Here is a 20,422-nt window from a genome sequence, read left to right on the forward strand (position 1 = left end):
GGGATCAGGCCGCCTTCGGCTCGACCATCATGCGGCCGCGCATTTCCATGTGCAGCGCATGGCAGAACCACTGGCAATAATACCAGTACACCCCCGGATTGGCGGCGACGAAAGTCACCGACGAGGTCTGCTGGGGCGAGATCTCCATGGCGACACCGTGGTTGCCCATGGTGAAACCGTGGGTCAGGTCGTCGATCTCGTCAAGGTTGGTGACGATGACCGTGACTTCGTCGCCCTCGGTGACGGTGAAGCTTTCGACCGAGAAGCTGGGCGCGACGCTGGACATGTAGACCCGCACCTTGTTGCCGTCGCGGATGATCTGGTCGGTCCATTCGTCGATGTTGACGCCGTCGGCCTCGGCCTGCTTGCGGGTTTCGGCCCACATGGGATCGTTGCGGTCCCAGACCGACTTGATGACGCTCGACATGATCGAGGGATGCACGGCGATGGCGTCATGCGGCTCGGCAAAGGTCGGGCCGTCATGGACCAGCACCATCTTGTCGCCCGAGATGTCGATCAGCTGGTCGTTTTCCGGCTTCAGCGGCCCGACGTTCAGGAAGCGGTCCTTCGAGAACTTGGACAGGCAGACCATCCAGTCGTTGCTGGCGTCCAGCGTCTCGCCCATCACCGTCTTGAGGTGGCCGGGCTGGTAATGCACGTCGATCTTGTCCTTGATCGGATCGACCTGCTCGCCGGCATAGGCGCGGATCGCCTCCTCGATGTTCCACTTGACCACCTGGCTGTCGAGAAACAGCGAGGTATAGGCGTTGCCGCGCCCGTCGAAGGCGGTGTGCAGCGGGCCCAGGCCCAGTTCCGGCTCGGCCACCACGGCGCTGCGCGGATCGGCATTTTCGTTGAACACCGCGTCGAACCTGGTCACGTCCAGCACCGTCACCGTGGGCGACAGCTTGCCCGCGACGACCAGGTGCTTCTTGTCCGGGGCCATGTTGCAGCCATGCGGGTTGTTGGCGATCGGGATGTAGCGGGTGAACTGGCTGTTCGCCTCTTTCCGGCCGTCCAGCACCTTGCAGCCGTTGATCTCTTCAAAGTTGCCGGCCTCGATGGCCTTTTCGATCTCGGCGATGTTGAAGACAACGACATGGTCCATCTCGGCTTCGGTCATCTCGGGCAGGGTCATGCCCATCTCCGAGTTATACGAGGTCGAGAAGGCCCATTTGCCCTCGTAATCGGCATCGCAGTTGTCGAGGTTGCCCGAGACCAGCACCTGCCAGGCGACTTCCCACTTGTCGGCATCGACGGCGGTGAAGACGTTCACATAGGTCGAGATGTCGTCCATCGTGGTGCCGTCGTTGATCAGCGGCGCCTCGTCCTCGCCGTTGCAGAACACATAGTTGCTGCGCGGCCATTTCTGCGGGCGCAGGCCGTGGATGGCCTTGGCGTTCGGCACCTCCAGGATGGCATCGCATTTCATCACGTCGCAGCGCACCCGCGCCACGCGGGTATTGGCCTTGTCGTTCATGAACAGGAAGCGGCCGTCATACTTGCCCTCGGTAAAGGACATGTGGACGTGGTGCAGGTCGCCGTTGTCGTGGATGCGCTTGCCGTTGGCGGCAAGGTGCTTCCTGGTCCGCTCGCTCATGGTGCGTTCGTGGATGAGGATCGATTCGTTGGTGATGCCCCAGCCGGTGGCCGAGCAGCGGTTGAAGACCGGCACCCGCATCAGCTCGCGCATCGAGGGAACGCCCAGGATGCGCAGCTCGCCGGTCTGGCCCGAGGACCAGAAGCCGTAATAGTCGTCCAGCTGGCCCGGCGCGACCGCGCCGTCGCCGCTGGCGGCCAGCGCCGCGCCGCTGCCGGCGGCGGTGGCGACGCCCGCGGCGCCCGCACCGATCACGGCCGGTCCCAGCGCCAGGCGCCCCCCGAACGCGCCGGCCATGGCCGCACCGCCGGCGGTCGCGCCCAGAAGCGCGCGGCGGCTCAGGCCGTTTTGCTGTTTGGTTTCCATGGTCGAACTCCTTTTCGTGTGTTCAAGCTTCGATCTTGCGGGTGGCGTTGGGATGGCCGGCCGGGGGCTGGCCCAGCTTGGGCGTGCTGCCGGCGGCCACGGCCTCGCGCCGTTTCAACTTGCGGATCACCACCGGGCAGGTGGTCTTGGACTGGTAAAGCACCTGGCAATGCATGCAGTTGATGCATTCGTTGGGATTGATCTCGCCCGTCGGGTGGATCGACTGCACCGGGCATTGCTGGGCGCAGATCTGGCAGGGATTGCCGCATTCGTGATAGCGCTTGAGCCAGTCGAACATGCGCATCCGCGCCGGGATCGCCAGCGCCGCGCCAAGCGGGCACAGGTAGCGGCAATAGAAGCGCTCGACGAAGAGCCCGGCGATCAGCAGCGCCGCGGCATAGGCCACGAAGGGCCAGGCGCGGATGAATTTCAGGATGATCGCGGTCTTGAAGGGCTCGACCTCGGCCAGATGCTCGGCCTGCTCGACGCTCATCAGCGAGACGCCGAAAAGGCCCAGGAAGATCATGTATTTGACCGGCCACAGCCGCTCGTGCAGGCCCCAGGGCAGCGTCCATTGCGGGATGCGCAGCTTGCGCGCGATCTGGTTGGTCAGCTCTTGCAGCGCGCCGAAGGGGCAAAGCCAGCCGCAATAGGCGCCCCGGCCCCAGAACAGCAGCGCGGCGGCGACCGCGAACCACAGGATGAAGGTCAGCGGGTCCAGCAGGAAGGCCTGCCAGCTGAAGCCGTTCACCAGGCTGCCGAACAGCGCCATCAGGTTCACGACCGAAAGCTGCGCATTGGCATACCAGCCCAGGAAGACCAGCGTCACGGTCAGAAAGCCCATGCGGAAGATGTAGAAGGCGCGCTCGTTCCGGGTCGCGAAGCTCTGGAAGAAGAATGCCCCCGTCAGCACCAGCAGCATGGCGGCAAGCCCGGCGATCTTGGGCTTGGAATCCAGCCAGATCCGCTTCCACAGCTGCGCCTGGGCCTGGCTCTCGTCGGACTGGGCCACGGGTGCCGCCGCCTCGGGCGCGGGTGCGGGGGCGGCAACGCTGCGCAGGTATTTCTGCGGCAGCTGATAGCCCAGGTCGAAGGTGTGGAAGACCTTCTCGATCGGCCCGACCTCGCGATGCACCAGCAGCTGGATGCGGAAGGGCTTGGTCGGGTCGAAGCCCGAGGCAGCGGGGATCTTGAACAGGTCCATCTCGGTGAAATCCGGCGCGCCATCGGCGGCGACGGCGTTCAGCCGGCGATGGTCGCGGTCGCGGAAGCGCACCGAGACGTCGTCCTGGATCAGCACGATGCGGTCGAAGATGCCGCCGCGGACATAGCCCGAGCCCTTGAAGCTGTAGAGCCCGCGGCCCATGACCGCGATGGCCTGGTCGCCCGGCGCCAGCCAGGCCTGCAGGTTCGCGGCCTGCGCATCGCCCAGCAGCGCCTTGCCGATGGCCGGGACCGAGACCAGCCCGGCCTGCATCTCGATGAAGGTGGTGTCCGGCGCCTCGGACAGCGCGCGCTCGGCGGCACGCCGGTCGGGATTGGCGGCAAAGGCCGCGTTCACCTGGCCCACGTCCAGCGACAGCCGGCGCAGGGTGCCGTCGCCCTCCATCTCGTGCCAGTCGGCCGAGGGGGCCGCGTCGGGGTCGATCTCGAACTTCGGGCCGGCGGCCACGGTTTCGGCGGCCAGCCCGCCAAGGCCGAGCGCGCGCGCGACCTTCAGCCCCGAGCGCACGATGGAATCGTCGATCACCATCACCGTGACCGTGGCGCCCGAGATGATCTCGACCTCATGCGCCGTGCCGCCCGATTGCGCCTCGGCCACCAGGTCAAGGCCCCGATAGCCCTCGACCAGCGCCTTGACCTTGGCCTCGGGGATGCCGATCAGCACGATGGGTTCGGAATGCTTGACCAGCCGGACGCCGGCCACCTTCGCGTCCTTGTCCAGCGCGACGAGCGTATGGATGGGCTTGCCGGAATAGCCGGTGGTGCCGACGAAATCCGAGGTGACAAAGGCATGGGCGACGGTCTCGCCCCCCTTCAGCACCGGCGCCACGGCCAGGTCGGCGCGGATCGGTCCGAAACCGTCGGCGCCGGGCACCAGCTCGCCCGCGTTCTGCTCCGGCAGCAGCTGCGCCAGCACGCTTTCGGCGGCGGCCGGCAGGGCCGGCAGCAACAGCGATGCGATCGTCAGGACAAGGCGGAGGATCTTCATGCTCGGGCATCCATGGCAATTGCCTGGACCCGGCGCATCGGCTGGCGCGGATCGCCCGCATCAGACCAGAGGCTGTCGCCCGCAGGCGACGGGACCGCATGGGTCCAGGCAGAGGGGAAAGACGGGGGGCCGCGCGTCAGCACCAGCACCGGACGAACCGCACCGCGCACCTGCGCCGCGCCCGGCGCCACGGCCGGCCGCACCCAGGGCATCGTCCGGACCGGCAGGACGGAGTCGCCCCCCGAGGCCAGCAGCGGCGGGTGGCAGACCGGGCAGTCGCGGCATTCCTGCGGCGCGGGATGTTCGTTGCCTTGGGCGTCCAGCCAGACGGTGCGGGCATGGCCCTCGGCGCAGATGACGACCTCTTGCAAGGGGCCCGAGACCGCCGCGGCCAGATGCGCGGGCATCGCCGCACCCGTCCCCGCCCATCCCGCAACGAGAAGAAGGAGAATCGCGGCAAAGGCGAAAAGGCGCTGGGCCCGTTTATGGTTCGCGCGGCGGCACATGTCGCCGGTCTATGCCTTTGCCCGGCCGCAAGCGTTGATCTAGGTCAAGCCAAATACAATGACGCGAGGTCACAGGGGGCCGGCCACGGACAGGGACGCCGCCCTGCGACATTCTGTCATGCCGGAAATCCGAGTTTTTCCCTCTGCCTTTGACTTATCTCAAGCCATGCGTCGCGCAACGGCCCTAGAATAAGTCACGACGGGCGGGTTTTTTCGCCCGGACCACCAAGGAGAACACGATGTTCCACAATTCCCTCGCCGCTGCTGCCGCCGCGCTGCTGGCCCTTGCCGCCCCCGCGTTCGCTGCGACCCACGAGGTGCATATGCTCAACAAGGGCGAATCGGGCGCCATGGTGTTCGAGCCGGCCTTTGTCCGCGCCCAGCCCGGCGACGTCATCAACTTCGTCCCCACCGACAAGAGCCACAACGTCGAAGCGATCAAGGAAATCCTGCCCGAAGGCGTGGAAACCTTCAAAAGCAAGATCAACGAATCCTATACGCTGACCGTGACCGAACCGGGGCTCTATGGCGTGAAATGCACGCCGCATTTCGGCATGGGCATGGTCGGGCTGGTGCAGGTGGGCGAGGCGCCCGATAACCTCGACGCCGCCAAGACCGCCAAGATGCCCAAGAAGGCGCGCGAGCGCATGGATGCCGAACTGGCCCAGGTCAACTGACCGGGGCCGGCGACCACCGCCCAAGGGGGAAACAGGCGCGGCGCGAGACACTCGCCCGCGCCTTTCTTGATGAAAGTCGTGTCTTATCCACCCCCCGCCATGGCCAAACGCCCGGCGCATCCCCATATGCCGGACAGGACGACACCCCGGAGGGCAATGGCATGACCAGGATCGACTTGACCGAACAGGGTTTTATCGTCGAGGCGCAGGAACTGGCCGCGGCCTTCGGCGTCGAGCCGGGCCAGGTGCCCGAACTGATGCGCGCCAATCGCATCACCACCCGCTGCGAGACCGGCGAGGGCGAGGATGCCGGGCGCCATCGCCTGACCTTTTTCTTCCGGAACCAGGCGCTGCGCCTGACCGTCGACGCCGAGGGCACGATCCTGAAACGCGCGCGCTTCGACGTCCCGGCCCGCAACGCCGGGGCGCGCTGAACACGCAGGCGGGCATCCGGCCAGCCGAAAGCCCCGCGCCCGGTCACGACGCAAGGACGCGCGGGAACAGGACTTCCTCTTCCAGATGGATATGGGCGACCACGTCGTCGCACAGCTTGCGCAAGCCGGTGTAAAGCGCCGTCCACGAACCGCAGGCGCCGGCCGGCAGGGTCAGGCCATGGGTCACATGCTCGATCCGGCGCAGCAGCTCGGCAGTATCCTCATGCTCGGCCCGCATGATGCGAATCGGCCCGGCCAGCATGGCGCCGCCGCCTTGTAGGATGGCGGGGAACAGCACGGTTTCCTCCTTGGCCATGTGCGATTCCAGGTCGTCGCGCAGCGCGATCAGCGCCTCGGTCAGGCCCAGGGGGGCCTCGTCATGGTCGCCATGCACCATCTCGACCCGGTCGGCCAGGCCGATCAGCCAGCCCAACTCCTCGCGGTGGGTGTCGTGATAGCGGCTCAGGATATGGTCGATCAGCGCCGAGGTCTCGGTCGGGGCGTCGCGGCCGGCATTGTCGATCAGCGCCTGCAATTCGGCGGTCAGCGCCGGCAGGGCGACGCCGGCCTTTTCGGCGGCTTCGGCCAGGCCGGCGCTGGCGCCGCAGCAAAAGCTGATGCCGGCGCGGCGGAACACCTCGGCGGCGCCGGGCAGCCGGGCGGCGATGTCGCCGACGGGGGTATCTGAGGCAAGGGTGATGTCAGTCATGATGGTCTCCTCCATGGGGGGCGGGTCGAGAGGGGGCCCAGGCTTGGGCCAGCGGCGGGCCGAGGCGCAGCAGATCGACCGCGCGGGCGGCGATCTGGGCGGTGACTTCGGCCAGGCTTTGCGGGCGCAGGTAGAAGGCCGGCACCGGCGGCAGGATCACCGCGCCCATCCGGGTCGCGGCCTGCATGTTTTCCAGATGCGCCAGGGTCAGCGGCGCCTCGCGCGCCAGCAGCACCAGCGGCCGGCGTTCCTTCAGCTGCACCCCGGCGGCGCGGGTCAGCAACCCGTCGTCGAAGCCATGGGCGATGGCCGCGAGGCTGCGCATGGAACAGGGCGCGACGATCATGCCCGCGACCGGGCACGACCCCGAGGCGATGGCCGCGCCCAGGTCGCGCTGCGCATGCACCCGCGCGGCCAGCGCCTGCAAGGCGGTCAGCGCGTCCGGCCCGACCTCTTCGGCCAGCGTGCGCCGCGCCATGTCCGAGACGACCAGGTCGATTTCCGCCCCGGCGCGGGCCAGCGCGCGGGCGCAATCCAGCGCCAGAACCGCGCCCGAGGCACCCGACACGCCCAGCACCACCCTCATGGCAGCACCGCGGCCAAAAGCGCCTCGGCCCGCGCCTCGTGCGCCGGGTCAAGCCGCATGACCCGGCCCCATTCGCGGCTGGTCTCGGCGCCGATCTTGGTGGTGGCGTCCAGCCCCAGCTTGCCCGCCAGCCCCTCGACGGGCGAGGCGAAGTCCAGGTAGTCCATTGGCGTGCGGTCCAGCAGCATCACGTCGCGGCCGGGGTCCATCCGGGTCGAGATCGCCCAGGCGATGTCGTCCCAGCTGCGCACGTCGATGTCGCGGTCCACGACCACCACCAGCTTGGTATAGCTGAATTGCGGCAGCATCCCCCACAGCGCCATCATCACCCGCCGCGCCTGGCCGGGATAGCGCTTGTCGATCGCCACCACCGCCATGCGATAGGAACAGGCGGCGGGCGGCAGCCACAGGTCGGTGATCTCGGGGATCTGGGCGCGGATCACCGGCAGGGCCAGGTCGTTGAACACCTCGCCGATGACCGAGGGCTCGTCGGGCGGCCGGCCGGTGACGGTCGACAGGTAAAGCGGATCGCCCCGGCAGGTGATGCGGCTGACGCGCATGACCGGGAAGGGCTCGACGGCGTTGTAATAGCCGGTGTGGTCGCCGAAGGGGCCCTCGGGTGCGGTCTCGCCGGGATGCACCCAGCCCTCGACGACGATTTCGGCGCGGGCGGGCACCATCAGCGGCACGGTCTGCGCCGCGACCAGTTCGGTCCGCGCGCCGCGCAGCACGCCGGAAAAGCCCAGTTCGGAAACCGTCTCGGGCAGCGGCAGCGCGGCGGCCAGCAGCAGCGCCGGATCAGCGCCAAGCGCGATGGCGACCGGCATCGGCTCGTCCGCCTGCGCCCAGCTGCGGTGATGCGCCGCACCGCCGCGATGCGCCAGCCAGCGCAGGATCAGCCGGTCGGGGCCCAGCACCTGCGCGCGATAGACGCCCAGGTTGTAGCGGGTCAGATCCTCGGCCTGGCTGTCCTGCGGCCGGGTCAGCACCACCGGCCAGGTGATCAGCGGCCCGCCATCCCCGGGCCAGGGCGTCTGCACCGGCAGCGAATCGAGGCCGGGCAGTTCGGCCTCTTGCGCCGGGCCGTGGCGCAAGAGCTTCGGCCGCGTCGCCAGCGCCGCGCGCAGCATCGGCCAGCGCGACATGGCGTCGCGCATGCCCTCGACCGGGGCCGGGCTGCGCAGCGCGGCCAGGAATTCGCCAAAGCCCGCGACCTCGTCCGGCTGCAGGCCCAACCCGGCCGCGACCCGCGCCCTGGTGCCGAAAAGATTGGCGATGACGGGGATGCGCGCGCCCTCGGGCCGGTCGAAGCGCAGCGCCGGCCCGCCGCGGCGCAGGCAGGCCAGCTCGACCGCCGTCATCTCGTGGCGCAGCGACACCGGCTCGGCGATGCGCGCGAACTCGCCCCGCGCCTCCAGCCAGGACAGAAAGGCCCGCAGGTCGGGAAATGAAGGAAGGCTGCGCATCAAGGGCTCCGGCAGGCCCGCGGCAAGGCGGGCGGATCATGGCGGAAAGGCTAGGCGGGAATTTCCGCGGCTGATTTGACGAATATCAATCACAGCGCCGATTGGGCGGCCTAGACCCGGAACATGACCCAGCGCCCCACCCTGCCGCCGCTGCTGATGCGGCTTCCGCCCCCGCCGCTTTCCCGCCCGGCCCTTGGCCTGGCGCTGACGGCGTTCCTGCGCCGGATCGCCGCGAAGAACCCGGCGATCCTGTCGCGCCTTGGTCCCTATGGCCAGGCGCGCTTCCTGCTTGATGTCAGCGACGGGCCGTTCCTGCTGCTGATGCAGCCCCAGGCGCAGCGACTGACCGCCCATCCGCGCCATGCCCCCGAGCCCGAGCATGACGCCGCGATCCGGGGCGGGCTGGCGGCCTTCCTCGCCATGCTGCATGGCGCCGAGGACGGCGATGCGCTGTTCTTTTCCGGCGAGCTGCAGATCGGCGGCGATACCTCGGCGGTTCTGGCGCTGCGCAATGCGCTGGACGATGCCGAGCTGGACCTGACCGAGGAACTGGCGGCGCTGACCGGCCGGCCGCTGGGGCGCTGGCTGCGCCGCGGCTCGGCGCTGGTCGCGCGCAGAAGCGGGCTGGTCCTGTCCCGACAAGAGGTGATGCCATGATGGAGCTGGTCTGCCCGGCCGGAACCCCGGCGGCCCTGCGCGCCGCGGTCGATGCGGGGGCGCATACGGTCTATTGCGGCTTTGCCGACGAAACCAATGCCCGCAACTTCCCCGGCCTGAACTTCAGCCGCGAGGAACTGGCCGAGGGCATCGCCTATGCCCATGCCCGCGGCGCGCATGTGCTGGTGGCGATCAACACCTTCCCGCGCGCCGGCGACCAGGCGCTGTGGCACCGCGCCGTCGGCGACGCCGCCCGGCTGGGGGCGGATGCGGTGATCCTGGCCGACCTAGGCCTGATCGCGCATGCCGCCGAGGCCCATCCCGGCCTGCGGCTGCACCTGTCGGTGCAGGCCGCCGCCGCCAATCCCGACGCGATCAACTTCTATGCCGAAACCTTCGGCATTCGCCGAGTCGTGCTGCCCCGCGTGCTGTCGGTCGAGGAGATCACCGCCATCAACCGCGAGATCGAGGTGGAAACCGAGGTCTTCGTCTTTGGCGGGCTCTGCGTCATGGCCGAGGGGCGCTGTTCGCTGTCCTCCTATGCCACCGGGCTGTCGCCGAACATGAACGGCGTCTGCTCGCCCGCGAGCCACGTCGCCTACGCCGATGTCGCCGGCAATCACGAGGCGCGGCTGGGCGATTTCCTGATCCACCGCACGCCCAAGGGGATGCCGGTGCCCTATCCGACGCTGTGCAAGGGCTGCTTCAGCTCGCCCGACGGCAAGGGCGGCGGCCAGACCGGCCATATCTTCGAGGATCCGGTCAGCCTGGACGCGACCCGGCTGATCCCGGCGCTGCAGAAAGCCGGGGTCAGCGCATTGAAGATCGAGGGGCGGCAACGCTCTCGCGCCTATGTGGCGCAGGTGGTGCGCGCCTTCCGCGCCGCCGTCGAGGCCGCCGACCAGGGCGCGCCCATGCCCGAGGGACTGCTTGCGCGGCTGACCGAGGGCCAGGCCGCGACCACCGGCGCCTATGCCAAGACCTGGAGATGACCATGGACCTGACCGTCGGCCCCATCGCCTTTTTCTGGAGCGCGGAGCAGGTCCGCGCCTTTTACCGGACGCTGGCCGATACCCCCGTTCAGCGGGTGGTGATCGGCGAATGGGTCTGTTCGAAGCGCCTGCCGTTCTGGCAGCACGAGATCCCCGCCGCGGTCGAGGTGCTGCAGGCCGCGGGCAAGGAGGTGGCGCTTTCCACGCTGACGCTGATCACGCTCAAGCGCGAGCGGCGGCAGACGGCCGAACTGTTCGCCTCGGGCCTGCCGGTCGAGATCGCCGACCTGACCGCGCTCCAGCACCTGCCCGAGGGCGCCCCCTTCTGGGTCGGCCCGACGGTCAACGTCTATAACGAGGGCACGCTGGAATGGCTGGCCGCGAAAGGCGCGCAGCGCATCTGCCTGCCGCCCGAGCTGCCGCTGGAATCGGTGGCGCAGCTGGCCCGCGCCGGGCAGGACGCCGGCGTCGCGGTCGAGGTCTGGGGCCATGGCCGGGCGCCGCTGGCGATCTCGGGGCGCTGCTATCACGCGCGGCTGCACGACCGCGCCAAGGACAGCTGCCAGTTCGTCTGCGCCGAGGATCCCGACGGCCGCACGGTCGAGACGCTGGAGGGCCAGCCCTTCCTGACCGTGAACGGCGTGCAGACGCTGAGCTATACGCATATGAGCGTCGCGGGTCAGGCCGATGCCCTGCGCGATGCCGGCGTCGCCGCGCTGCGGCTTTCGCCGCAGCCGGGCGATTTCGCGGCCGTGACCCGGCTTTACGCCCAACTGCTGGAAAGCGGGCTTTCGCCGCAGGACGCGCTGGCCGGCTTGCGCCGCATCCAGCCCGGCGCCATCTTTGCCCAAGGGTTCCTGGAGGCGCGCCCCGGCGCCGCCCCCTGCCCATGACCCCATCTTTGACGGAGACGCGCGATGTCCACCTCGGAACGCATGCGCAACTATCGCGGGCCGGTGCTGCTGAGCCACGGCTTCCGCGCCTTCTTCCTGATCTCGGCGCTCTGGGCGGCGCTGGCCATGGCGATCTGGGTGGCCATGCTGGCGGGGGCCGAGATCCTGCCCCTGGCCTTCGACCCGTTCAGCTGGCACGCCCATGAATTCCTTTACGGCTATCTCGGCGGGGTCATCGCCGGCTTCCTGCTGACCGCGGTGCCGAACTGGACCGGGCGGCTGCCGGTGATGGGGGCGCCCCTGGCCGGGCTGGTCGGGCTGTGGCTTCTGGGCCGGGCCGCGGTCGGGGTCTCGGCGCTGCTCGACTGGCGCGTGGTCCTGCTGGCCGATCTGGCCTGCGGGCTCATGCTGCTGGCCTTCCTGGCGCGCGAGATCCTGCATGGCCGGAACTGGCGCAACCTGCCGGTTCTGGCGCTGCTGGGGCTGTTCGCCGCCGGCAACGCGCTGTTCCATGTCGAGGCCGCCCGCGGCGACGCGGCCTTCGAGGGCATGGGGATGCGGCTGGGCCTGGCCGCGGGCCTGATGCTGATCGCGCTGATCGGCGGGCGCATCATCCCCAGCTTTACCCGCAACTGGCTGGCGGCGCGGGGGGCGCAGCAACTGCCGGCGCCCTTCGGCCGCGGCGACGGGCTGGTGCTGGGGCTGACCGGGGTGACGCTGGCGGGCTTCGTCGCCCTGCCCGACGGCCGGGCCATGCCCTGGCTGATGCTGGCCTGCGGCGCGGCGCATCTGTGGCGGCTGGCGCGCTGGCAGGGCGCGCGGACCGGGGCCGAGCCGCTGCTTTGGGTGCTGCACCTGGCCTATGGCTTCCTGGCGCTCGGCTTCTGGGCCGAGGCGGCGGCGGGCCTGGGCCTGATGGCGGCGGCACCGGCGCGGCATGTCTGGCTGGCCGGCGCCATCGGGCTGATGACGCTGGCGGTGATGAGCCGGGCGAGCCTGGGCCATAGCGGGCGGGCGCTGCATGCCGGGCGCGGCACCACGGCGCTTTACCTGGCGCTCGCCGCCTCGGTGGTGCTGCGGCTGCTGGCCGGGGTGCTGCCGGCGCAGGTCTGGCTGCTGCACCTGTCGGGGACGCTGTGGGTTCTGGCCTTCGGCGGCTTCGCCCTGCTCTACCTGCCGGTGCTGGCGCGGCCGCGCGTGGCGAAAAAGCCGGTCTCGGGCGCAAGGCGGACAGCCTGAAGCGCATCACGAAAAGAAAGGCCCGGTCGCGACGACCGGGCCTTTTTCGTTGCATGAGCCTTGGGGGCTTTGGGGGCCTTGGCGGCCTTGCAGGTCAGGCGGGCTGCAGCCGGCAGGCCCGCTGGCACCAGCCCATGACCGCCGCCTGATCGGCGGGAAGCGGCATGGCGAGCCCGTCTGCAAAGGCCTGGAACGCCGGCAGGTTCAGCCCGTTCACCCCGGCCAGCACCGGGATGCCGCGCGACAGTGCCTCGGCGATCAGGGGCGCAAAGCCGCGGCCCTCGGATTCCTGCTTGCCGAACTTGTTGACCAGCAGCAGGTCGGCGCCGGGCAGCGCGGCGGCGACGCCCAGCACCGCCGCCTCCAGCACGCCGGCGTCCAGCCGGCAGCCGCGCGCACCGTTGCCGCGATCCTCGCTGATGCGCAGCACCGGGCCGTCGGGCAGCACGCGCAGGTCCATGTCGCATTTGACGCGGCCCTCGCGCTCGGGGTTGGTCTGCACCGTCCCGGCCAGCCGCAGCCCCGCCGCCTGCGCCGCCCCGGCAAGGGCGGCAAGGAAGCGGTCGTTCGCGCCGCGGCCGGGCAGGCTGACATAGGCCAGTTGCATCACGCCCGCCTTTCCTGGTCGAAGGAAACGCCCGAGATCTCGGCCCCGGCGACCAGCCCGTCCAGGTAGTCGCGGCTGGCGCGCAGCCAGGCCGCCTTGTCATGCGCCTGGCGCAATTGCGGCAGCACGGCCTGGAACGGCAGCACCGCGCCCTGCCCGCGCGCATCCAGGCGGACGACATGCAGGCCATAGCGGGTTTCGGCCAGGGCCAGCGCGCCTTCCTCCATCGTGGCCAGCACGGCCTCGAACTCGGGGACGGTATCGCCCGAGGTCAGCTGCCCCAGAACCCCGCCGGCATTCTTGGAAGAACAGGCGCTCAACTCGGCCGCCAGTTCGGCAAAGCGGCGCGGCTGGGCGCGCAACTGGGCCAGCACCGCCTCGGCCCCGGCCCGCGCCTGGGCACGGGCCTCGGCATCGTCGGGGGCGGCGGCGAACAGGATATGCGCCGCCTCGAAAAGCGAGGGGGCGCGGAACTGTTCGGGATGGGCGGCGTAATGCGCGGCCAACGCCGCCTCGTCGGCGGGCGCGGGCCGGATCTTCTGGTCCAGCAGGGCGCGGATCGCGGCCTCGTCCTCGGTCTCCCACTGGCCGGGGGCAAGCTCGGCCGGTTCGGCCGCGATGCCTTGGGCGCGGGCTTCCTGCAGCAGAAGCTCGCGCACCGCCAGTGCCCGCGCGGCGGCGCGCCAGGCATGGCCGGGCTTGCCCTTGGGCGCGGGGTGGTTCTGCGCCTCGGCCGCGATGCGGCCGGGGTCCAGAGTCACGCCGTTCACGACGACGGGCGGCAAGAGCGGTTTCACCTCCATCGCCGCTTACTCCGCCGGGTGGCGCTTGGCCGGGTAACGCTTGGTCCGCACGATCTGGTAGCCCGGCCGCCACAGGTAGCGCACGGGGGCCGAGATCATGTGGACCAGCCGCGTGAACGGGAACAGCAGGAAGATGGTCAGCCCCAGCAGGATATGCAGCTTGAAGAGCCAATGCACGCCCATCAGGTGATCCGCCGCGCCCGAGCGGAAATAGACGATGCCCTGCGCCCAGGACATCAGCCGCGTCATCTCGTGCCCGTCCAGGTGCTGCATCGAGACCAGGATGGTCGCAAGCCCCAGCACCAGCTGGGCGACCAGCAGGGCCAGGATGCCGGTATCGGCCAGCGTCGTATGGGCGCGCACCCGCGGGTCGGTCAGCCGGCGATGCAGCAGCATCCCGCCGCCCACCAGCGCCATGACCCCGGCAATGCCGCCGGCGGTCATCGCCAGCACCTGCTTGGCGCCATGGCTGATGCCGAAGGCGTCGAACACCGCGATCGGGGTCAGAAGCCCGACCAGATGGCCGAAGAAGATCACCAGCACGCCGACATGGAACAGGACCGAGCCGATGACGAATTGCCGCCGCCGCAGGATCTGGCTGGACTTGGATTTCCAGCTGAACGGATCCTGGTCATAGCGGATGATCGAGCCGAGGATCATCACCGTGATGGCGATATAGGGATAGATCCCGAAAAGGAAATTGTTCATCTGCTCCTCCTCATTGCGCCGGGTTCGCGACGCGCGGGGCGTCCATGCGGGCAAGGATGTCGCGGCTGACCGGGCAGCCGGCATTGGGGTCGGGACCGAAAGTGACTTGCGCCTCTTCCCAGACGGCATCCAGCGCGGCCAGATCCTCGGGGTCGTCGTCGGGAACGGCGGCCAGTTCCTCGGGCAGTTCGGGCGGCTCGGTCACGACCAGCGCCACCAGCGCGCTCAGCACGCCGGCATAGGCGCTTTCGCGCCGCGTCAGCCGGTCGGCCAGCGCGACCAGAATATGGGCGGCATCGGCCAGCAGCGCCTCGGCCTCGGGCAAGGGCCGGGTGGACAGGTATTCCAGCAGCACCGGCAGGTGGTCGGGCAGTTCCGGCCCGACCAGGTCGAAGCCGCCGGCGCGATAGGTTTCCAAGAGATCGACCATGGCGCCGCCGCGGTCGCGGCTTTCGCCATGCACATGCTCGAACAGGTTCAGCGACAGGCTGCGCGAGCGGTCGAACAGCAGCACATAGCGTTCCTGCAGGTCGTAGAGGTCGCCCTGGCGCAGCTCTTGCAGCAGCCGGGCGATTTCCTCCATGCGCTTGGGGCCAAGCAGCCCCTCGGCGTGCAGCACCGCGTCGATTTCGGGCAGCGCCGCGATCAGCTCCTCGCTGGGATAGGAAAGCAGCGCGGAAAGGGCCTTGAAGCTTTTCATGCGATGAACTCCTGCGGGCTGCGGAACTTCTTGCCGCCGAAGAGCGAGGGGGTGTCGCCCGACGAACAGCCGTGCCCGTCGGTAAAGCCGCAGCCGCCGCGCAGGTCATAGGCGTCCTCGACGATCTCGCGATGCGTGGTCGGGATGACGAAGCGGTCCTCGTAATTGGCGATGGCGAGCAGCTGATACATCTCGTCGATCTGGTGCGGGGTCAGGCCGACGCGCTTGGCCACGCCCAGGTTCACCACCCCGTCCAGCGTCTTGGAACGCATGTAGCTGCGCATGGCCAGCATCCGCTCCAGCGCGGCGGCGACCGGGGCCTCGTCCCCCGCGGTCAGCATGTTGGCCAGGTAGCGCAGCGGGATGCGCAGGCTGCGCACGTCGGGCATGTCGTCCTGCGCTGCGATCTTGCCCGCCTCGGCCGCGTTCTGGATCGGCGACAGCGGCGGGACATACCAGACCATCGGCAGGGTGCGATATTCCGGGTGCAGCGGGAAGGCGATCTTCCATTCCATCGCCATCTTCCAGATCGGCGAGCGCTGCGCGCCGCGGATCCAGTCCTCGGGCACGCCCTCGGCGCGGGCGGCGGCGATCACCTCGGGGTCGTTCGGGTCCAGGAAGACGCCCAGCTGCGCGTCGTAGAGGTCCATTTCCGATTCCGCCGCCGCGGCCTCGGCGATCCTGTCCGCGTCGTAAAGCATCACCCCCAGGTAGCGGATGCGGCCGACGCAGGTTTCCGAACAGACCGTGGGCTGGCCCGATTCAAGCCGGGGATAGCACAGGATGCATTTTTCCGACTTCCCGGTGGACCAGTTGTAATAGATCTTCTTGTAGGGGCAGCCGGACACGCACATCCGCCAGCCCCGGCACTTGTCCTGGTCGATCAGCACCACCCCGTCCTCTTCGCGCTTGTAGATCGCGCCCGAGGGGCAAGAGGCGACGCAGGCCGGGTTGAGGCAATGCTCGCAAAGCCTCGGCAGATACATCATGAAGGTGTTTTCATATTCGCCGTAGATGTCCTTCTGGATGCCCTCGAAGTTGTAGTCCTTGCTGCGTTTCTCGAACTCGCCGCCCAGGATCTCCTCCCAGTTCGGGCCCCATTCGATCTTTTCCATCCGCTCGCCCGAGATCTTGGATCGCGGCCTTGCGGTCGGGAAGGCCTGCATCTCGGGCGCCGATTTCAGGTGGTCGTAGTCGAAATCGAAGGGCTCGTAGAAATCGTCGATCTCGGGCAGGTCGGGGTTGGCAAAGATATTGGCCAGGATGCGCCACTTGCCGCCCTGCTTGGGCCGCAGATGGCCCGAGCGGGTCCGCACCCAGCCGCCGTTCCAGCGCTTCTGGTTTTCCCAGTCCTTGGGATAGCCGATGCCGGGCTTGGTCTCGACGTTGTTGAACCAGGCGTATTCGACGCCTTCGCGCGAGGTCCAGACGTTCTTGCACGTCACCGAGCAGGTATGGCAGCCGATACACTTGTCCAGGTTCAGCACCATGCCGATTTGCGCACGCACTTTCATTCCGCTGCCTCCATCTTTTGGGTTGCGGGCTGGTCGAGCCAGTCGACCTTGTTCATCTTGCGGACGATGACGAATTCGTCGCGGTTGGCCCCCACGGTGCCGTAGTAGTTGAAGCCATAGGCCAGTTGCGCATAGCCGCCGATCATGTGGGTAGGCTTGGGCACGATGCGCGTCACCGAATTGTGGATGCCGCCGCGCAGGTTGGTGATCTGGCTGCCGGGCGTGTTCACGATCTTTTCCTGGGCGTGATACATGAACATGCTGCCTTCCTTCATGCGCTGGCTGACCACCGCGCGGGCGGTGATGACGCCATTGCTGTTGAAGACCTCGACCCAGTCGTTATCGACCAGCCCGGCTTTCCTGGCGTCGATCTCGGATATCCACACCACCGGGCCGCCGCGGTTCAGCGTCAGCATCAGCAAGTTGTCGGTATAGGTCGAATGGATGCCCCATTTCTGGTGCGGGGTGATGAAGTTCAGCACCACGTGCTTTTCGCCCGCGGCCAGCGACTTCCTCGCATCCGCGCCGACGGTCTTCAGGTCCACCGGCGGGCGCCAGGTCACGAAGCTTTCGCCAAAGGCGCGCATCCATTCGTGGTCCTGGTAAAGCTGCTGGCGGCCCGAGACGGTGCGCCACGGGATCAGCTCATGCACGTTGGTCCAGCCGGCATTATAGCAGACCTCCTCGCTTTCGATGCCGGACCAGGTGGGGGACGAGATGATCTTGCGCGGCTGGGCGGCGATGTCGCGGAAGCGGATCTTCTCGTCCTCCTTGACCTCGGCCAGATGGGCGTGGTCGCGGCCCGTGGCGCGGCCGAGCGCGGCCCATGCCTTGACCGCCACCTCGCCATTGGTTTCGGGCGCCAGCATCAGCACCACCTCGGCGGCGTCGATCGCCGTCTCGATCCGCGCCATGCCCTTGGTCGCGCCCTCTTCGGTCACGCGGCCGTTCAGCGCCTGCAGGTGATGCACCTCGTCCTTGGTGTCCCAGCTGATGCCCTTGCCGCCGTTGCCCAGCTTTTCCATCAAGGGGCCCAGCGCGGTGAAGCGCTTGTAGAGGTTCGGATAGTCGCGCTCGATCTCGATATAGGCGGGCGCGGTCTTGCCGGGGATCAGCTCGCATTCGCCCAGCTTCCAGTCCTGCACGAAGGGCTGGGCGATCTCGCCGGCGCTGTCGTGCTGCAGGGGCAGCTGCACCACGTCGGTCTCGACCCCCAGCACCTCGGGCGCGATCTCCGAGAACTTGCGGGCGATGGACTTGAAGATCTCCCAGTCGGATTTCGACTCGTAGGCCGGGTCCACCGCCGCTTGCAGCGGGTGGATGAACGGATGCATGTCCGAGGTGTTCATGTCGTCCTTTTCATACCAGCTTGCGGTCGGCAGGACGATGTCGGCATAGACGGCGGTGGTGGACATGCGGAAGTCGATCGTCACCAGCAGGTCCAGCTTGCCCTCCGGCGCCTGCTCGTGCCAGGCGGCCTCGACCGGCTTCTGCCGGCCCTCCTGGCCCAGATCCTTACCCTGCACGCCATGATCGGTGCCCAAGAGGTGCTTGAGGAAATATTCATGCCCCTTGCCCGAGGAACCGAGCAGGTTCGAGCGCCAGACGAACAGGTTCCTCGGCCAGTTCTCGGGCGCGTCGGGGTCTTCGCAGGACATCTGCAGATCGCCCGACTTCAGCTCGCGCGCGACGTAATCCCTGGCGGGGATGCCTTCGGCCTTGGCGGCACGGCCGACCTCCAGCGGGTTGGTCCTCAGCTGCGGGGCCGAGGGCAGCCAGCCCATCCGCTCGGCGCGGATGTTGTAGTCGATCAGGCTGAGCCGGTTCCAGTCGCCCGCCGGCGCGGTCGGCGACAGGATCTCCTGCGCGCTGACCGTCTCGTAGCGCCATTGGTCGGTATGGGCATACCAGGCCGAGGTCGCGTTCATGTGCCGCGGCGGGCGCGCCCAGTCCAGCGCGAATGCCAGCGCCGTCCAGCCGGTCTGCGGGCGCAGCTTTTCCTGGCCGACGTAATGCGCCCAGCCGCCGCCCGACTGGCCGACGCAGCCGCACATCACCAGCATGTTGATGACGGCGCGATAGTTCATGTCCATGTGGAACCAATGGTTCATCGCCGCGCCGATGATGATCATCGACCGCCCATTGGTCTTTTCGGCATTGGCGGCGAATTCGCGCGCGACCTGGATGATCTTGTCGCGGCGCACGCCGGTGATGCGCTCGGCCCAGGCGGGGGTAAAGGGCACGTCGGCGTCATAGTCGCGCGCGACGTTCTCGCCGCCCAGGCCCCGGTCCAGGCTGTAATTGGCGCAGAACAGGTCGAAGACGGTGGCGACCAGCGCCTGCTGGCCATCGGCCAGGGTGAGCCGCTTGACCGGCACGTTGCGGGTCAGCACCGCGCCGCGGTCGTCGACGGCGAAGCCATTGGTCGCGGCGCCGCCGAAATAGGGGAAGTCGACGCCGACCACGTCGTCGCGATCCTCGTCCAGGATCAGGCTCATCTTCAGCCGGACCTCGTCCTCGCCGGCCTTCTGCTCAAGGTTCCAGCGCCCCTGCTCGCCCCAGCGGAAGCCGACCGAGCCGTTCGGGACCACGATGCGGCCGGTCACGTCGTCGATGGCGACCGTCTTCCATTCCGGGTTGTTCGCCTGGTCCAGCGCGCCGTCGAAATCGCTGGCGCGCAGCTGGCGGCCGGGGATCAGGCGGCCGTCCTGTTCCTCCAGCCGCACCAGCATGGGCATGTCGGAATAGCGCCGGCAGTAATCCTCGAAATATTCGGCCTGCCGGTCCAGGTGGAACTCGCGCAGGATGACATGGCCGAAGGCCATGCCCAGCGCCGCGTCGGTGCCCTGCTTGGCGTTCAGCCAGATGTCGCCGAACTTCGCCGCCTCGGAATAGTCGGGGCAGATCACCGCCGACTTGGTGCCGCGATAGCGCGCCTCGGTATAGAAATGCGCGTCGGGCGTGCGGGTCTGCGGCACGTTCGAGCCCCAGAGCAGCAGGTAGCCCGCGTTATACCAATCCGCCGATTCCGGCACGTCGGTCTGTTCGCCCCAGGTCTGCGGGCTGGCCGGCGGCAGGTCGCAATACCAGTCATAGAAGGACATGCAGGTGCCGCCCAAGAGCGACAGGTAGCGCGTGCCCGCCGCATAGGAGATCATCGACATGGCCGGGATCGGCGAGAAGCCGAAGACCCGGTCGGGTCCATAGGTTTTCGCCGTATAGGCATTGGCGGCGGCCACGATCTCGGTCGCCTCGTCCCAGGTCGCGCGCACGAAGCCGCCCTTGCCGCGGATGCGGGTATAGCTTTCGCGCGCCTGCGGGTCGGCCTGGATCGCGCTCCAGGCCTCGATGGGGGTCATGGTCCGGCGCTTTTCGCGCCAGAGCTTCATCAGCCGGCCGCGGATCAGCGGCGTCTTCACCCGGTTCGCGGAATAGAGATACCAGCTGTAGGAGGCGCCGCGCGCGCAACCGCGCGGCTCGTGGTTGGGCAGGTCCGGCCTGGTGCGGGGATAGTCGGTCTGCTGCGTTTCCCAGGTGACGATGCCGGATTTGACATAGATCTTCCAGGAACAGGAGCCGGTGCAGTTCACCCCATGGGTCGAGCGCACGATCTTGTCGTGCCGCCAGCGCCCGCGATAGGTGTCCTCCCAGTCGCGGTTTTCGGTCGTGGTCTGGCCATGCCCTTCCGAAAACACGTCCTTGCGCGTGGATTTCAGGAAGTTCAGGCGGTCCAGCAGATGGCTCATGGCTGTC

Annotated in this window: 18 protein-coding genes; 6 read left to right on the top strand and 12 right to left on the bottom strand. The window is 68.4% G+C overall.

The annotated features are described in order from the left end of the window. Positions 1 to 4 precede the first annotated feature (4 nt). From nosZ to E3U26_RS22540, 3 genes are read right to left on the bottom strand one after another with little or no spacing between them, the layout of a single operon-like run. Positions 5 to 1,966 (bottom strand): TAT-dependent nitrous-oxide reductase, encoded by a 1,962-nt coding sequence (nosZ, locus tag E3U26_RS22530; RefSeq protein ID WP_036756601.1) that lies wholly within the window; start codon positions 1,964 to 1,966, stop codon positions 5 to 7. 22 nt (positions 1,967 to 1,988) lie between these two features. Beyond that, a complete protein-coding gene (locus tag E3U26_RS22535) occupies positions 1,989 to 4,178 on the bottom strand; it encodes a NosR/NirI family protein (protein ID WP_214274542.1) in 2,190 nt (729 codons plus the stop codon). Beyond that, positions 4,175 to 4,585 (bottom strand): hypothetical protein, encoded by a 411-nt coding sequence (locus E3U26_RS22540; RefSeq protein WP_499106695.1) that lies wholly within the window; start codon positions 4,583 to 4,585, stop codon positions 4,175 to 4,177. The genes E3U26_RS22535 and E3U26_RS22540 overlap by 4 nt, the downstream gene beginning before the upstream one ends. 338 nt (positions 4,586 to 4,923) lie before the next feature. Between E3U26_RS22540 and E3U26_RS22545 the strand changes: the two genes are divergently transcribed. Both E3U26_RS22545 and E3U26_RS22550 read left to right on the top strand, forming a co-directional pair. Then, complete coding sequence (locus E3U26_RS22545) at positions 4,924 to 5,361, top strand: cupredoxin domain-containing protein (protein WP_499106696.1); 438 nt, start codon at positions 4,924 to 4,926, stop codon at positions 5,359 to 5,361. A gap of 161 nt (positions 5,362 to 5,522) precedes the next feature. Then, entirely contained in the window at positions 5,523 to 5,795 is a 273-nt protein-coding gene (locus E3U26_RS22550) for a DUF6522 family protein (protein WP_036756589.1), read from the top strand. Between the two features lie 43 nt (positions 5,796 to 5,838). On the opposite strand, the gene ric is transcribed toward E3U26_RS22550, so the two are convergent. The 3 genes from ric to E3U26_RS22565 are packed head-to-tail and all read right to left on the bottom strand — an operon-like array spanning position 5,839 to position 8,556. Beyond that, positions 5,839 to 6,504 (bottom strand): iron-sulfur cluster repair di-iron protein, encoded by a 666-nt coding sequence (gene ric / locus E3U26_RS22555; RefSeq protein ID WP_499106697.1) that lies wholly within the window; start codon positions 6,502 to 6,504, stop codon positions 5,839 to 5,841. Further along, positions 6,497 to 7,090 carry a UbiX family flavin prenyltransferase gene (locus E3U26_RS22560; protein WP_499106698.1) on the bottom strand — a complete coding sequence of 198 codons (594 nt, stop codon included), beginning with the start codon at positions 7,088 to 7,090 and terminating at the stop codon, positions 6,497 to 6,499. Before E3U26_RS22560 ends, ric begins: the two co-directional genes overlap by 8 nt. Further along, entirely contained in the window at positions 7,087 to 8,556 is a 1,470-nt protein-coding gene (locus E3U26_RS22565; protein ID WP_499106700.1) for a UbiD family decarboxylase, read from the bottom strand. Before E3U26_RS22565 ends, E3U26_RS22560 begins: the two co-directional genes overlap by 4 nt. 123 nt (positions 8,557 to 8,679) lie before the next feature. Between E3U26_RS22565 and ubiT the strand changes: the two genes are divergently transcribed. Genes ubiT through E3U26_RS22585 form a run of 4 tightly spaced genes read left to right on the top strand, consistent with a single transcriptional unit; the run spans position 8,680 to position 12,337 of the window. Next, entirely contained in the window at positions 8,680 to 9,213 is a 534-nt protein-coding gene (gene ubiT / locus E3U26_RS22570; protein ID WP_499106701.1) for an SCP2 sterol-binding domain-containing protein, read from the top strand. Beyond that, positions 9,213 to 10,205, top strand: a complete 993-nt coding sequence (gene ubiU, locus E3U26_RS22575; protein ID WP_036756575.1) for a ubiquinone anaerobic biosynthesis protein UbiU — start codon at positions 9,213 to 9,215, stop codon at positions 10,203 to 10,205. Before ubiT ends, ubiU begins: the two co-directional genes overlap by 1 nt. A gap of 2 nt (positions 10,206 to 10,207) precedes the next feature. Beyond that, the gene (gene ubiV, locus E3U26_RS22580; RefSeq protein WP_072463080.1) at positions 10,208 to 11,098 is read left to right on the top strand and encodes a ubiquinone anaerobic biosynthesis protein UbiV; all 891 of its coding nucleotides are present in this window, start codon (positions 10,208 to 10,210) and stop codon (positions 11,096 to 11,098) included. Between the two features lie 24 nt (positions 11,099 to 11,122). After that, positions 11,123 to 12,337 (top strand): NnrS family protein, encoded by a 1,215-nt coding sequence (locus tag E3U26_RS22585; RefSeq protein ID WP_499106702.1) that lies wholly within the window; start codon positions 11,123 to 11,125, stop codon positions 12,335 to 12,337. 94 nt (positions 12,338 to 12,431) lie between these two features. Here E3U26_RS22585 and E3U26_RS22590 read toward each other — a convergent pair whose 3' ends face one another. From E3U26_RS22590 to E3U26_RS22615, 6 genes are read right to left on the bottom strand one after another with little or no spacing between them, the layout of a single operon-like run. Next, positions 12,432 to 12,944: a DUF2478 domain-containing protein gene (locus E3U26_RS22590; RefSeq protein WP_036756566.1), complete on the bottom strand. Its 513-nt coding sequence runs from the start codon at positions 12,942 to 12,944 to the stop codon at positions 12,432 to 12,434. Next, positions 12,944 to 13,747, bottom strand: coding sequence for a peptidylprolyl isomerase (locus E3U26_RS22595; protein WP_499106703.1), 804 nt, complete (start codon positions 13,745 to 13,747; stop codon positions 12,944 to 12,946). Before E3U26_RS22595 ends, E3U26_RS22590 begins: the two co-directional genes overlap by 1 nt. 6 nt (positions 13,748 to 13,753) lie before the next feature. Further along, complete coding sequence (gene narI, locus E3U26_RS22600) at positions 13,754 to 14,455, bottom strand: respiratory nitrate reductase subunit gamma (protein ID WP_499106705.1); 702 nt, start codon at positions 14,453 to 14,455, stop codon at positions 13,754 to 13,756. Positions 14,456 to 14,465: 10 nt separating this feature from the next. Further along, positions 14,466 to 15,155 carry a nitrate reductase molybdenum cofactor assembly chaperone gene (gene narJ, locus E3U26_RS22605; RefSeq protein ID WP_499106707.1) on the bottom strand — a complete coding sequence of 230 codons (690 nt, stop codon included), beginning with the start codon at positions 15,153 to 15,155 and terminating at the stop codon, positions 14,466 to 14,468. Next, the gene (narH, locus tag E3U26_RS22610; RefSeq protein ID WP_036756557.1) at positions 15,152 to 16,669 is read right to left on the bottom strand and encodes a nitrate reductase subunit beta; all 1,518 of its coding nucleotides are present in this window, start codon (positions 16,667 to 16,669) and stop codon (positions 15,152 to 15,154) included. The genes narJ and narH overlap by 4 nt, the downstream gene beginning before the upstream one ends. Further along, positions 16,666 to 20,415 (bottom strand): nitrate reductase subunit alpha, encoded by a 3,750-nt coding sequence (locus E3U26_RS22615; protein ID WP_499106708.1) that lies wholly within the window; start codon positions 20,413 to 20,415, stop codon positions 16,666 to 16,668. Before E3U26_RS22615 ends, narH begins: the two co-directional genes overlap by 4 nt. Positions 20,416 to 20,422 lie beyond the last annotated feature (7 nt).

The sequence above is a fragment of the Paracoccus ferrooxidans genome (genome assembly GCF_029909815.1).
Lineage (GTDB): Bacteria > Pseudomonadota > Alphaproteobacteria > Rhodobacterales > Rhodobacteraceae > Paracoccus > Paracoccus versutus.

What these genes read in the sequence shown, in the direction of transcription:
- E3U26_RS22595 (WP_499106703.1), bottom strand. Translation starts at nt 13,747, where the DNA reads ATGGAGGTGAAACCGCTCTTGCCGCCCGTCGTCGTGAACGGCGTGACT.
- ubiV (WP_072463080.1), top strand. Translation starts at nt 10,208, where the DNA reads ATGGACCTGACCGTCGGCCCCATCGCCTTTTTCTGGAGCGCGGAGCAG.
- E3U26_RS22550 (WP_036756589.1), top strand. Translation starts at nt 5,523, where the DNA reads ATGACCAGGATCGACTTGACCGAACAGGGTTTTATCGTCGAGGCGCAG.
- E3U26_RS22535 (WP_214274542.1), bottom strand. Translation starts at nt 4,178, where the DNA reads ATGAAGATCCTCCGCCTTGTCCTGACGATCGCATCGCTGTTGCTGCCG.
- ubiU (WP_036756575.1), top strand. Translation starts at nt 9,213, where the DNA reads ATGGAGCTGGTCTGCCCGGCCGGAACCCCGGCGGCCCTGCGCGCCGCG.
- E3U26_RS22590 (WP_036756566.1), bottom strand. Translation starts at nt 12,944, where the DNA reads ATGCAACTGGCCTATGTCAGCCTGCCCGGCCGCGGCGCGAACGACCGC.
- ubiT (WP_499106701.1), top strand. Translation starts at nt 8,680, where the DNA reads ATGACCCAGCGCCCCACCCTGCCGCCGCTGCTGATGCGGCTTCCGCCC.
- E3U26_RS22585 (WP_499106702.1), top strand. Translation starts at nt 11,123, where the DNA reads ATGTCCACCTCGGAACGCATGCGCAACTATCGCGGGCCGGTGCTGCTG.
- ric (WP_499106697.1), bottom strand. Translation starts at nt 6,504, where the DNA reads ATGACTGACATCACCCTTGCCTCAGATACCCCCGTCGGCGACATCGCC.
- E3U26_RS22540 (WP_499106695.1), bottom strand. Translation starts at nt 4,585, where the DNA reads ATGCCCGCGCATCTGGCCGCGGCGGTCTCGGGCCCCTTGCAAGAGGTC.
- E3U26_RS22565 (WP_499106700.1), bottom strand. Translation starts at nt 8,556, where the DNA reads ATGCGCAGCCTTCCTTCATTTCCCGACCTGCGGGCCTTTCTGTCCTGG.
- nosZ (WP_036756601.1), bottom strand. Translation starts at nt 1,966, where the DNA reads ATGGAAACCAAACAGCAAAACGGCCTGAGCCGCCGCGCGCTTCTGGGC.
- E3U26_RS22545 (WP_499106696.1), top strand. Translation starts at nt 4,924, where the DNA reads ATGTTCCACAATTCCCTCGCCGCTGCTGCCGCCGCGCTGCTGGCCCTT.
- E3U26_RS22560 (WP_499106698.1), bottom strand. Translation starts at nt 7,090, where the DNA reads ATGAGGGTGGTGCTGGGCGTGTCGGGTGCCTCGGGCGCGGTTCTGGCG.
- E3U26_RS22615 (WP_499106708.1), bottom strand. Translation starts at nt 20,415, where the DNA reads ATGAGCCATCTGCTGGACCGCCTGAACTTCCTGAAATCCACGCGCAAG.
- narH (WP_036756557.1), bottom strand. Translation starts at nt 16,669, where the DNA reads ATGAAAGTGCGTGCGCAAATCGGCATGGTGCTGAACCTGGACAAGTGT.
- narI (WP_499106705.1), bottom strand. Translation starts at nt 14,455, where the DNA reads ATGAACAATTTCCTTTTCGGGATCTATCCCTATATCGCCATCACGGTG.
- narJ (WP_499106707.1), bottom strand. Translation starts at nt 15,155, where the DNA reads ATGAAAAGCTTCAAGGCCCTTTCCGCGCTGCTTTCCTATCCCAGCGAG.